Consider the following 12,333-nt stretch of genomic DNA (forward strand, 5'->3'; position numbering starts at 1 on the left):
AAATCGGTCGGGTAACACAGTGAGTCAGTCCCGCTTCAATCAAGTCTTCCTTGCCCAACGGGTAACCCTGCTGCGCACGCTGGAGCGAATGGTCAACAACCACAGCACCGCAGAGGATCTGTTGCAGGAGACCTATCTGCGCGTGACCCGGGCCTTGAGCGAACGAGCGGTCGAGCATCTTGAGCCATTTGTGTTCCAGACGGCGCGCAACCTGGCGCTTGATCATCTGCGGGCACGGCGCATCCAGTCCCGGACAGTGGTTGAAGATGTACCGATTGAAGTCATCGAGGGCGTTGCCTCTCCCCTCAGCACCCCCGAAGAAGCCCATCAAGCCGCACAATTACTGGAGCGTTTGAGTGTGAGCCTGAGCCAGTTAAGCGCACGCCAGCAGCGAATTTTCATCCTCAGCCGCCTGCATGGCTGCAGTTATCAAGAGATCGCCGAAGAGCTCGACGTCTCATTGAGTACCGTCCAAAAGGAACTCAAATTGATCATGGCAATCTGCATCGGGGTAGCCGACAGGCTGAGTCGGCCTTAATCTTCACCCTCGAAGCCTGCAAAAATGTCCTGAGACTGCCAAGGAACATCTGTGACAGACACTCACAAATCCGCTCAAGAGGTGCTGCAAGACAGCGCCATGGATCAGGCACTGGACTGGCTGATTACCCTTGAGTGCGCAAACGATGCGCAAAAGTCAGCCTTCAATGACTGGCTGAATGCCGACCCGGCCCATGCCCGGGCCTATGCCAAAGCCAACGCCGTGTGGAACGGGCAGCCGTTGCTGGCCGCGGCCCACACCCTGCAAACCCGCCGTGCTCCCGGGGTGATGCGCCGCGTCAGCCGCTACTGGAAACACGCGGCAGCCGCTGCCGTGCTGGTGATCACCGTGGGTGGCTACGGCAACGTGCCCTTACGTCTGCAAGCCGATCACCTGACCATGGTCGGCGAACGCCAGCGCCTGCAGCTCGAAGACGGCTCGAAGGTCCTGCTCAACACCAACTCGGCGTTTTCCAGCAAGCTGGTCAATGCCCAGGGCAATGCTCGCCTGTATCAAGGCGAGGCATTTTTTGAGGTCCCGGCCAATCTGGAATTGCCGATGCTGCTTGACGCCGGTCCGGTACGCGCCAGCGTGCGCGATTCCGCCTTCGCCGTGAGCTACCTCAATGGCGAAGCCCATGTGCGGGTACAGCGTGGCGATGTTGAACTGCGGGTAAAAAGTGCCGGCACACAAATGCGCTTGTCTGCCGGCAATAGCGTGAGCATCGGCCCCAACGGATTCGGCCAGCCCGTCAAGCTCAACCCACAGACTGACCTCGCCTGGGTTCAGGGTCGTCTGGTATTTGAAAACTGCCCGATGGGCAAAGTGCTGGACGAAGTCCGGCGCTATTACCCCGGCTGGATCATGAGCAACAACGACAAACTGGCGAACGTGGCGGTGACCGGTAATTACCGGCTGGATCAGCCCCTGGACATTGTCCGCTCCCTGGCCCACATCACCTCGAGCAGCCTTTCGGAATACCCGGCGCTGGTGATCCTGAATTAACCAGCCCGATTAATTGAATATTTTTTTACTCGATTGCCAGGGGCCATACGTCTCGTTGTAGTCAATGCAACTGATTCGCATTTTGAATCATGTTCGCAACTATAAGATTCGTTCACCACGGAGCGCTATCAATGCCCACTCGTTTCAACCGCCGGTCCTCCTCCAACGCCCGTTCGGGCGGCTTGCAGCAATGCACGTTGTCGTTGTTGACCGTCGCCATGTTCCTGGCCGGTGTGCAAGCAGCCCCGGCCATGGCCGCGACCGATGAGCCAGCAGCCACCCGCTCCGTGGGCAATTACAAGTTTGCAATCTCCCAGCAGCCATTGGTGTCGGCGCTCAACGCTTTTACCAGCGTGACCGGCTGGCAGGTCGGCTTGCCGGCCGAGCTGGGACAGGATGTTTCCTCACCGGGGGTACGTGGCTCCCTGTCCCCGGAGAAAGCGCTGGATCGCCTGCTGATCGGTACTAACCTGGGCTACCGCAAGCTGAGCAACAACAACATCGTGCTCGAAAAGCGCAGCAACAGCAGCGGCACCCTGGCCCTGCAACAGGTGACCATCAGCGCCACCCGCCAGGAACAGGACGTGAACTCGGTCCCCAGCACTATTTCCGTGCATGACCGCCAGGAACTCGACCGCCAGAACGTCAACACCATCAAGGAACTGGTGCGTTATGAACCCGGTGTTTCGGTGGGCGGCACCGGCCAGCGTGGCGGGGTCAGCGGCTATAACATTCGCGGTATTGACGGTGACCGGATCCTGACCCAGGTCGACGGCGTCGAAATTCCGGACTCGTTCTTCAACGGCCCCTACGCCAAGACCCAGCGCAACTATGTCGACCCCGAAATCGTAAAACGGGTTGAAATCCTCCGTGGCCCGGCGTCGGTTCTTTACGGCAGCAATGCCATTGGTGGCGCAGTCAGCTATTTCACCCTCGACCCGGATGACATCATCAAACCGGGCCAGGATGTCGGGGCACGTCTGAAAACCGGTTATAGCTCCGCCGATCGCAGCTGGCTGAAATCCGGCACCGTGGCCGGCCGTGCAGGTGACTTTGACGGCTTGCTGCACTTGAGCCAGCGCGATGGCCACGAAACCGAATCCTATGGCAATCATGGCGGCACCGGCCTGAGCCGCACGGCCGCCAACCCCGAAGACGTGAAAACCACCAACGTGCTGGCCAAGGCAGGCTGGAACTACAACGATGACGATCGTCTGGCCTTCACCTACGAAAAATTCAAGAACCGGATCGACGCCAATGAAAAAAGCGCAGTCGGCGGCCCCTTCAACCAGGGCCAGCCACTGGGCATGTATCGCTCGCGCACCGGTACCGACACCGTCAGCCGCGAGCGTTTCGGGCTCGAAAACAGCATGGTTGTTGATAGCGTCGTGGCCGACAACCTCAAGCTGAGCCTGAACTACCAGACCGCCAAGACCGACCAGAACACCCTGGAAGACTACTTCCCCTTCACCCGGAATGTGCTGCGCTCGCGCAATACCACCTACGAAGAGAAACAGTGGGTGCTGGACGCCCAGGCAGATAAAGCCTTTCAGATCGCTGACACCGATCATTTGCTGACCTACGGTGCCACCGTCAAAAACCAGAAAGTCACCGGCTCGCGCAGCGGTTCGGGGGTATGTCTGGCCGTCGGCAGAGGCTGCTCGGCTGTGGGCGCCAACAGCCCAAGCGACTATCTGGTCAAATCCAGCGATTTCCCTGACCCGACCATCAACACCTACAGCCTGTTCGCCCAGGACGAAATCAGCTGGAACGACTGGACCTTCATGCCGGGGCTGCGCTACGACTACACCAAACTCACGCCACACATCACTCAGGAGTTCCTCAATACGGTGGCCGCCGCTGACAAGAGCAGTGTCAGTGACAAGGAGAAAGTCTGGCATCGCCTGTCGCCCAAGTTCGGCCTGACCTACGCCCTGAGCGAGGAGTACACCTGGTACGGCCAGTACGCCGAAGGTTTCCGTACACCTAGCGCCAAAGCACTGTATGGCCGGTTTACCAATCTGGGGGAAGGCTATTCGGTTGAGCCCAATCCGGATCTGGAGCCGGAAAAAAGCAAAAGCTTCGAAACCGGGCTGCGCGGTACTTTCGATGCCGGTTCATTCGATGTTGCCGTGTTCTATAACAAGTACCGCGACTTCATCAATGAAGATGCGATCACCCCCGGCTACGACGAGCTGACGTTCCAGAGCAACAACATCAAACACGCCACCATCAAGGGCGCCGAAATCAAAGGCCGCTTGAATCTGGATGCGTTCGGTGCACCCCATGGCCTGTACAACATCGGCTCGGTGGCTTATGCCCACGGCAGAAACGATGACACCGGCGAGCCGATCAACAGCGTCAACCCGCTTAAAGCAGTGCTCGGCCTTGGCTACGAGCAAGAGAACTACGGTGCTCTGGTGAGCTGGACCCTGGTTAAACGCAAGGACCAGGTCGACGACAGCAACTTCTTCTCGCCCGACGGCACCAGCACCCAGTTCAAGTCCCCGGGCTACGGTGTGATCGATCTGTCCGGCTTCTACAAGGTCACCCGGGACGTCACCGTCAACGCTGGCCTGTACAACCTGACCGACAAGAAATACTGGAACTGGGATGATGTTCGCGGCTACGACAGCGTAGGTGAAGCCGGGGTCATCAACCCCGCCAACATGGACCGCCTGACGGCCCCGGGCCGCAACTTCGCAATCAATCTGGTGTGGGATATCTGATCCCGAGCCCCATTGCGCAGTCCATTCAGGCTGCGCAGTGAGGATTTTTTACTGTGACGCGTCTTCTGGTTCGTCTAGTTACAAAGCGCATCTCATTCTCAAGGACATTTGCATGAATACTCCAGATTCCGCACAGCGCCCGACCCTGCGCTCGCAACGCCTGAACCAGATCACCAACGAGCCGCACCAAAAGCTCGACGCCCTGGTCAAGGCACATTCGCCCTTTGCAACCGTGCCTAACTTTGCCCGTTTTGTTGTGGCCCAATACCTGTTTCAGTCAGAACTCAAAGCCCTGTACACCGACCCGGCCCTGAAAGAAATCGTTCCGGATCTGCCAGAGCGTTGCCGTGCCGAGCAAGCCAGGGCCGATCTGGCCGACCTCGACACTGCAGTCCCTGCACCTGTTGCCGGCGCAGTGACCGCACCGAGCAAAGCCGAAGCCCTGGGCTGGATTTTTGTATCCGAAGGTTCCAAGCTCGGTGCCGCGTTCCTGATCAAGCGTGCTGTTGGCCTGGGCCTGAGCGACACGTTCGGCGCTCGCCATCTGGGTGAGCCTGCAGGCGGCCGCGCCGAAGGCTGGAAGAGCTTCATCAGAACCCTCGACGGCCTGGATCTCAGCACCGAAGAAGAAGCTGAGCTGGACAAGGGTGCAGTGGCCGCCTTCGAACGTTTCACCGTATTACTGGAACACGCTTACGCTGCTGAACCGGAACTGGCTTAAGCTTGACCTGCCCGGCCGGCACTCGCTGGCCGGGCGTCCTTTCATGCGTCTTGAGCTTATGACCCGCCAAACTCAATCCTCGTCGAAAATAGCTCGCGTGCTGTTTGGCCTGCTGGCCTACGTGAGCCTGGGCATTGGCCTGATCGCAATAGTGATTCCGGGCCTGCCGACCACTGAATTCATTCTGCTTGCGGCCTGGGCCGCGACCAAAAGCTCACCACGCCTGAGTGCCTGGCTCGAGAACCATCGTTTGTTTGGCCCGATTCTGAGCAACTGGCGCAACGGCAAAATCATCCAGCGCAAAGCCAAAGTCAGCGCCACGGTCAGCATGCTGCTCTGTGCCGGGCTGATGCTGTATGTGCTGGATCACGACTGGCCCGTATTCCTCGCCATTGCCGGCATGAGCATGGGCAACCTGTGGATCTGGTCCCGGCCAGAGCGCCTGCCCAAGGCGGCTACCGCCCCGCAGAACCACTGACCCGCAACCCTGCTGCGGGCGCAGGCACAGGGTTATGGGTTGATCGCATTACAGGGTCAGCAAGCCGCTATAAAGCCCGTACGCCGCCGAGAGTGCCGCGCACAATACCGCAGCAAAAATCAGTTTCTCCCAGTGCTTGAATAGCGGCTCACCCTGCTCCCGCTTGGCCTTGGCAAAAAACAACACCCCAGGGGCATACAGCAAAGCCGAGAGCAGCAGGTATTTGGGGCCCGCCGCATACAGCAGCCACATGGCATAAATCAAAGCGACCGCGGCCACGAGCAGGTCCTTGACCCGCCGCCTGCTCGCCAGCGAGTAGGTCTCTCCTCGTATGCACAACAATACCGAATAGGCGGCCGACCACAGGTAGGGCACCAGAATCATCGAAGACGCCAGATAGATCAGACTGGTGTAGGTGCCCGACGACACCAGGGTGATGATCAGGAAAATCTGAATCATCGAGTTGGTCAGCCACAAGGCGTTAACCGGTACATGATTGGCGTTTTCCTTTTTCAGGAACGCCGGCATCATTTTGTCCTTTGATGTGGCAAACAGGATTTCGGCGCACAGCAGCGCCCATGACAACAACGCCCCCAACAGCGAAATGGCCAGCCCGATGCTGATCAGGATCGCCCCCCAGTCCCCTACCAGATACTGCAGCACACCGGCCATCGACGGGTTCTGCAGACTGGCCAGCTCCGGCTGGGTCATGACCCCGAGCGACAGCACATTCACCAGCATCAGCAACGCCAGCACCCCGAGAAAACCGATCACCGTGGCCTTGCCCACATCCGAGCGTTTTTCGGCCCTGCCCGAGTACACACTGGCGCCTTCGATACCGATAAACACAAACACGGTGACCAGCATCATGTTGCGCACCTGGTCCATCACGCTGCCCAGATCTGGCGCACCGCTGCCCCACAGATCCCGGGTAAAAATGTCCGCCTTGAAGGCTACCGCTGCAATCACGATAAACATCACGATCGGGACAATTTTCGCCACAGTGGTCAACTGGTTGATGAACGCTGCTTCCTTGATTCCGCGCAATACCAAAAAGTGCACGCCCCACAGCAACAAGGAGGCACAGCCGATGGCAACCGGTGTGTTGCCCTGGCCAAACATCGGGAAGAAATAGCCCAGAGTGCTGAACAGCAGCACGAAGTAGCCGACGTTGCCCAGCCAGGCACTGATCCAGTAGCCCCAGGCCGATGAGAACCCCATGTAGTCACCAAAGCCGGCCCTGGCATAGGCGTATACACCTGAGTCCAGTTCTGGCTTGCGATTGGCGAGTGTCTGGAAGACAAAGGCCAGCGCCAGCATGCCCACTGCCGTGATCCCCCAGCCGATCAACACGGCACCGCCAGCAGCATGTGCGGCAATATTTTGTGGCAAAGAAAAAATACCGCCGCCAATCATTGAGCCGACCACCAACGCAATCAGGGCGTTGAGTCGAAGCTTGTGTGCCTGCTGTGACATTGCCACCTCTTTTTCAGTTAATTATTAATGGGCATCCGGTCACAACCGCTGGCTGGCTAAATATAACTGCACCCTGAACGTTCATTAAGGTTAAGCCATAAGTAAGCTTTTTTTAATAACAACCTTTTCTATTGAAACCTAAAAGACAACTCATATGTAAATGACATTTTAATTTTTAGACCGGCAGATGAAACCTCGCAATCACATTTGCAAATCTGAAAATACTGTCTAGCTTCAATCCCCACGCAAATGCAGTAAAGCTGCAGCGTCAACCGAGAGTATCCCTGTCTGGAACACGCTTTCCAGAGCGCGTCAAAATAAGCCGCAATGGCGACTTCTCTTCACTACTAACAATGGAATGTAGTAATGCCCTGATCTAAGTCAACTGGCTCAAAAAACCAACGGACTAACCTTTAGGCCTCACTTCTCCTAGATTGGAGTCACTACAAATGTCTGATACTCCTGGAAAACTTCGACTGGGTGCATTGGTTGCGCTGGTAGTCGGCTCAATGATTGGCGGCGGTATTTTTTCACTGCCCCAAAACATGGCTGCAAGTGCCGATGTAGGCGCTGTTCTTATCGGGTGGGCAATCACTGCGGTAGGCATGCTGACCCTGGCTTTCGTCTTCCAGACCCTGGCTAATCGCAAACCGGATATCGACGGCGGCGTTTACGCCTATGCCAAGGCCGGCTTTGGCGATTACATGGGTTTCTCATCGGCCTGGGGCTACTGGATCAGTGCCTGGCTGGGCAACGTCGGCTACTTCGTGCTGCTGTTCAGCACCCTGGGCTACTTCTTCCCGATCTTCGGCGAAGGCAATACCCCGGCAGCCATCATTGCGGCCTCGATTTTGCTCTGGGCCGTGCACTTTCTGGTGTTGCGCGGGATCAAGGAAGCAGCGTTCATCAACCTGGTAACCACCGTTGCCAAGGTAGTGCCGCTGGTACTGTTTATCCTGATTGCCCTGTTCGCGTTCAAACTGGACATCTTCACCAGTGACATCTGGGGCCTGAAAAACCCGAGTCTGGGCAGTGTGATGGATCAGGTGCGCAACATGATGCTGGTCACCGTCTGGGTGTTCATCGGTATCGAAGGGGCGAGTATCTTCTCCTCCCGCGCCGAAAAACGCTCTGACGTGGGTAAAGCCACCGTGATCGGCTTCATCACCGTATTGCTGTTGCTGGTACTGGTGAACGTGCTGTCGCTGGGCATCATGACTCAACCGGAACTGGCAAAACTGCAGAACCCGTCGATGGCTGCCGTGCTTGAGCACGTAGTGGGCCACTGGGGAGCGGTACTGATCAGTGTCGGCTTGATCATCTCGCTGCTGGGTGCCCTGTTGTCCTGGGTGCTGCTGTGTGCCGAAATCATGTTCTCGGCGGCCAAGGACCACACCATGCCGGCCTTCCTGAAAAAGGAAAACGCCAACCATGTACCGGTCAATGCCCTCTGGCTGACCAACGCCATGGTGCAGTTGTTCCTGGTGATCACCCTGTTCTCGGCCAGTACCTACCTGTCGCTGATCTACCTGGCCACCTCGATGATTCTGGTGCCCTACCTCTGGTCCGCAGCCTACGGTTTCCTGCTGGCAGTGCGCGGCGAGACCTACGAAAACGCCCTGAGAGAACGCAAGAAAGACCTGATCATCGGCGGTATCGCCCTGATCTATGCCATCTGGCTGATCTATGCCGGCGGCCTTAAATACCTGCTGCTCTCGGCCCTGCTGTATGCACCTGGCGTCATTCTGTTCGCCAAGGCCAAACATGAGAGTGGCCAACCCGTCTTCACCAATATCGAGAAAGTGATTTTTGCCGCAGTAGTGATTGGCGCCCTGGTGGCGGCCTATGGACTCTACGACGGCTTCCTGACCCTGTAAAACCCTGTTTATGCACTTTGGAGGATGACTGTAATGACCACGGAAAAAGTGAAGTACGGCGTACATTCCGAAGCCGGAAAGCTGCATAAGGTTATGGTTTGCTCCCCGGGCCTGGCTCACCAGCGCCTGACCCCGAGCAACTGCGATGAACTGCTGTTTGATGACGTGCTGTGGGTCAACCAGGCTAAACGCGACCACTTCGATTTTGTGACCAAGATGCGTGACCGCGGCATCGATGTGCTGGAAATGCACAACCTGCTGACCGACATCGTGGCCATGCCGGAAGCGCTGGACTGGATTCTGGATCACAAGGTCACACCCGATCAGGTTGGCATCGGCCTGGTCAGTGAAGTCAAAGCCTGGATCAAAAGCCTCGAACCACGCCAGGTTGCCGAGTACTTGATCGGCGGCGTGTCTGCCGACGATCTGCCGGACAGCTTTGGTGGCAAGACCATCCAGATGTTCCGCGATTTCCTGGGTCACACCAGCTTTATCCTGCCGCCGCTGCCCAACACCCAGTTCACCCGTGACACCACCTGCTGGATCTACGGCGGCGTGACGCTGAACCCGATGTACTGGCCGGCCCGTCGTCAGGAAACCCTGCTGACCACGGCGATCTACAAGTTCCACCCTGAGTTCACCAACGCTGACTTCCAGATCTGGTACGGCGACCCGACCATCGACCACGGCAACGCCAGCCTCGAAGGCGGCGACGTTATGCCTATCGGTAAAGGCGTGGTCCTGATCGGTATGGGTGAACGCACCTCACGCCAGGCCATCGGCCAGCTGGCGCAGAACCTGTTCAAGAACAAAGCAGTGGAGCGGGTCATCGTCGCGGGCCTGCCCAAGTCCCGCGCCGCAATGCACCTGGACACGGTATTCAGCTTCTGCGACCGCGATCTGGTGACGATCTTCCCTGAAGTGGTCAACCAGATTGTTGCTTTCTCGCTGTATCCGGACGAAAGCAAAGCCGGCGGCGTAGACGTGCGCCGTGAAGAAGCCAGCTTCCTCCAAGTGGTAGCCAAGGCCCTTGGCCTCAAGGCTCTGCGCGTGGTCGAAACCGGGGGCAACTCCTTTGCCGCCGAACGCGAACAGTGGGATGACGGCAACAACGTGGTGGCCCTGGAGCCTGGTGTGGTGATCGGTTATGACCGCAACACCTACACCAACACCCTGCTGCGCAAAGCCGGAGTCGAAGTAATCACCATCAGCGCCTCCGAGCTGGGTCGCGGCCGTGGCGGCGGCCACTGCATGACCTGCCCGATCATCCGCGACCCGATTGACTATTAATTCATTCATTAGATTGCTTGCGCCCCGCCCCATAAGGGACGGCGCAAGCCGGTTAACCAGAAACCCAGGAGATCCCCATGGCGTTTAACATGAAAAACCGCAGCTTGCTCAGCCTGATGCATCACACTCCCCGTGAGCTGCACTTCCTGCTGGATCTGTCCCGCGATCTCAAGCGCGCCAAGTACACCGGTACCGAAGAGCCGCACCTGAAAGGCAAAAACATTGCCCTGATCTTCGAGAAAACCTCAACCCGCACCCGTTGCGCGTTTGAAGTGGCCGCCCATGACCAGGGTGCGCACGTGACCTACATTGATCCGGTTTCTTCGCAAATCGGTCACAAAGAAAGCATGAAAGACACCGCCCGGGTTCTGGGGCGCATGTTCGATGCCATCGAATACCGTGGTTTTGCCCAGGAAATCGTTGAAGAGCTGGCCAAGTACGCAGGCGTACCGGTATTCAACGGCCTGACCGCCGAGTTCCACCCGACGCAAATGATCGCTGACGCGCTGACCATGCGCGAACACAGTGACAAGCCGCTGCACAACATCAGCTACGCGTACCTGGGCGATGCCCGCAACAACATGGGTAACTCGCTGCTGATGATCGGCGCCAAGCTGGGCATGGACGTGCGCATCGGCGCGCCGAAAAGCCTGTGGCCAGAAGAGTCATTCGTGAAGCAGTGCCAGGAATTCGCCAAAGAAAGCGGCGCTAAAATCACCCTGACCGAAGACCCTAAAGCGGCGGTCAAAGGCGTGGACTTCATCCACACCGACGTATGGGTATCGATGGGCGAGCCCGTTGAAGCCTGGAACGAGCGCATCAAGCTGTTGCTGCCGTATCAGGTCAATGCCGAGATGATCAAAGCGGCAGAAAACCCACGGGTGAAATTCATGCATTGCCTGCCCGCATTCCACAACTGCGAAACCAAAGTCGGCAAGGATGTGGCCGAGCACCATCCAAACCTGAAAAACGGTATTGAAGTGACCGAAGACGTGTTTGAGTCACCGGTGAACATTGCCTTTGAGCAAGCAGAAAACCGCATGCACACCATCAAGGCAATCCTGGTAGCAGCACTGGCTGACATCTAAGGCCCGCTGGTTTCGTGCGACAGCCGGCTTGCCGGCGATGCCATCACCCCGGAGCAGGACCAATGACCGGGGCGTCTGCATCGCGAGCAAGCTCGGCTCCAGCGGGACTCGAGCCGCTCCCCGTTTTTTATAAGGACATTTTTATGCGTATCGTCGTAGCACTGGGCGGTAACGCCCTTTTGCGTCGCGGTCAGCCCATGACTGCAGAGAACCAGCGTGAAAACATCCGCACCGCTGCTCAGCAAATTGCCCTCATCGCCCCCGGTAACGAACTGGTGGTGGCCCACGGCAATGGCCCTCAAGTAGGCCTGCTGTCGCTGCAGGCGGCGTCTTACACTGCCGTCGACCCGTACCCGCTGGACGTGCTGGGCGCTGAAAGCGAAGGCATGATCGGTTACATGATTGAGCAAGAACTGGGCAACGTATTACCCAAGGAAACGCCGCTCGCCACCTTGCTGACCCAGGTTCAGGTCGACCCGAAAGACCCGGCGTTCCAGAACCCGACCAAACCGATCGGCCCGGTTTACAGCAAGGCCGAAGCTGAAAGCCTTGCTGCGGAAAAAGGCTGGAGCATCGCCCCGGACGGTGACAAGTTTCGTCGTGTAGTGGCCAGCCCGAAACCCATGCGCATTTTCGAAATCCGTCCGATCAAGTGGATGCTGGAAAAAGGCACCACCGTCATTTGTGCAGGCGGTGGCGGGATCCCGACCATGTATGGCGAGGACGGCAACCTCAAGGGCATCGAGGCCGTCATCGACAAGGACCTGTGCTCGTCGTTGCTGGCCCAGGAGCTGAAAAGTGACTTGCTGGTAATCGCCACTGACGTCGTCGCGGCCTTTATTGACTGGGGCAAGCCTTCGCAAAAAGCTATTGCCCAGGCGCACCCGGACGAGCTGGAAAAACTCGGCTTCGCCAATGGCTCCATGGGCCCTAAAGTCGAGGCAGCTTGCGAGTTTGCCCGCAAAACCGGCAAGACCGCCGTAATTGGCGCCCTGGCGGATATCGAAGCTATCGTTCAAGGGAAGGCGGGTACCCGGGTCAGTACTGAAAAGCCCGGCATCAGCTATTTTTGAACCTGGGGGCAGACCTGGCGGTCTGCCCTTTACCCCTCATACACTCAGGAGTTGCCCC

10 protein-coding genes are annotated in these 12,333 nt (G+C 57.8%); 9 read left to right on the forward strand and 1 reads right to left on the reverse strand.

Annotated elements, in window-relative coordinates:
• Positions 1-19 precede the first annotated feature (19 nt).
• The 5 genes from WG29040_RS08130 to WG29040_RS08150 all read left to right on the forward strand — a co-directional run bounded on the left by WG29040_RS08130 (position 20) and on the right by WG29040_RS08150 (position 5,471).
• Positions 20-538, forward strand: a complete 519-nt coding sequence (locus WG29040_RS08130; protein WP_003440680.1) for an RNA polymerase sigma factor — start codon at positions 20-22, stop codon at positions 536-538.
• 99 nt (positions 539-637) lie between these two features.
• Positions 638-1,543, forward strand: coding sequence for a FecR domain-containing protein (locus WG29040_RS08135; RefSeq protein WP_256681537.1), 906 nt, complete (start codon positions 638-640; stop codon positions 1,541-1,543).
• Between the two features lie 131 nt (positions 1,544-1,674).
• Positions 1,675-4,272 carry a TonB-dependent receptor gene (locus WG29040_RS08140; protein WP_010655929.1) on the forward strand — a complete coding sequence of 866 codons (2,598 nt, stop codon included), beginning with the start codon at positions 1,675-1,677 and terminating at the stop codon, positions 4,270-4,272.
• A gap of 112 nt (positions 4,273-4,384) precedes the next feature.
• On the forward strand, positions 4,385-4,993 hold the full coding sequence (locus WG29040_RS08145; protein ID WP_003440671.1) for a biliverdin-producing heme oxygenase: 609 nt from the start codon (positions 4,385-4,387) through the stop codon (positions 4,991-4,993).
• A gap of 58 nt (positions 4,994-5,051) precedes the next feature.
• The gene (locus WG29040_RS08150; RefSeq protein WP_051060445.1) at positions 5,052-5,471 is read left to right on the forward strand and encodes a YbaN family protein; all 420 of its coding nucleotides are present in this window, start codon (positions 5,052-5,054) and stop codon (positions 5,469-5,471) included.
• Positions 5,472-5,519: 48 nt separating this feature from the next.
• Here the strand turns inward: WG29040_RS08150 and arcD (WG29040_RS08155) are convergent, their stop codons facing one another.
• The gene (gene arcD / locus WG29040_RS08155; protein ID WP_003440663.1) at positions 5,520-6,947 is read right to left on the reverse strand and encodes an arginine-ornithine antiporter; all 1,428 of its coding nucleotides are present in this window, start codon (positions 6,945-6,947) and stop codon (positions 5,520-5,522) included.
• 449 nt (positions 6,948-7,396) lie between these two features.
• On the opposite strand from arcD (WG29040_RS08155), the gene arcD (WG29040_RS08160) reads away from it, so the two are divergent.
• The 4 genes from arcD (WG29040_RS08160) (at position 7,397) to arcC (ending at position 12,275) form a co-directional block, all read left to right on the forward strand.
• The gene (arcD, locus tag WG29040_RS08160; protein ID WP_003440661.1) at positions 7,397-8,824 is read left to right on the forward strand and encodes an arginine-ornithine antiporter; all 1,428 of its coding nucleotides are present in this window, start codon (positions 7,397-7,399) and stop codon (positions 8,822-8,824) included.
• 33 nt (positions 8,825-8,857) lie between these two features.
• Complete coding sequence (arcA, locus tag WG29040_RS08165; RefSeq protein WP_003440658.1) at positions 8,858-10,114, forward strand: arginine deiminase; 1,257 nt, start codon at positions 8,858-8,860, stop codon at positions 10,112-10,114.
• Positions 10,115-10,191: 77 nt separating this feature from the next.
• On the forward strand, positions 10,192-11,202 hold the full coding sequence (locus tag WG29040_RS08170; protein ID WP_003440656.1) for an ornithine carbamoyltransferase: 1,011 nt from the start codon (positions 10,192-10,194) through the stop codon (positions 11,200-11,202).
• 143 nt (positions 11,203-11,345) lie between these two features.
• Positions 11,346-12,275, forward strand: a complete 930-nt coding sequence (gene arcC, locus WG29040_RS08175; protein WP_003440653.1) for a carbamate kinase — start codon at positions 11,346-11,348, stop codon at positions 12,273-12,275.
• Positions 12,276-12,333 lie beyond the last annotated feature (58 nt).

This window comes from Pseudomonas sp. PAMC 29040 (assembly GCF_003994535.1).
Lineage (GTDB): Bacteria > Pseudomonadota > Gammaproteobacteria > Pseudomonadales > Pseudomonadaceae > Aquipseudomonas > Aquipseudomonas paraversuta.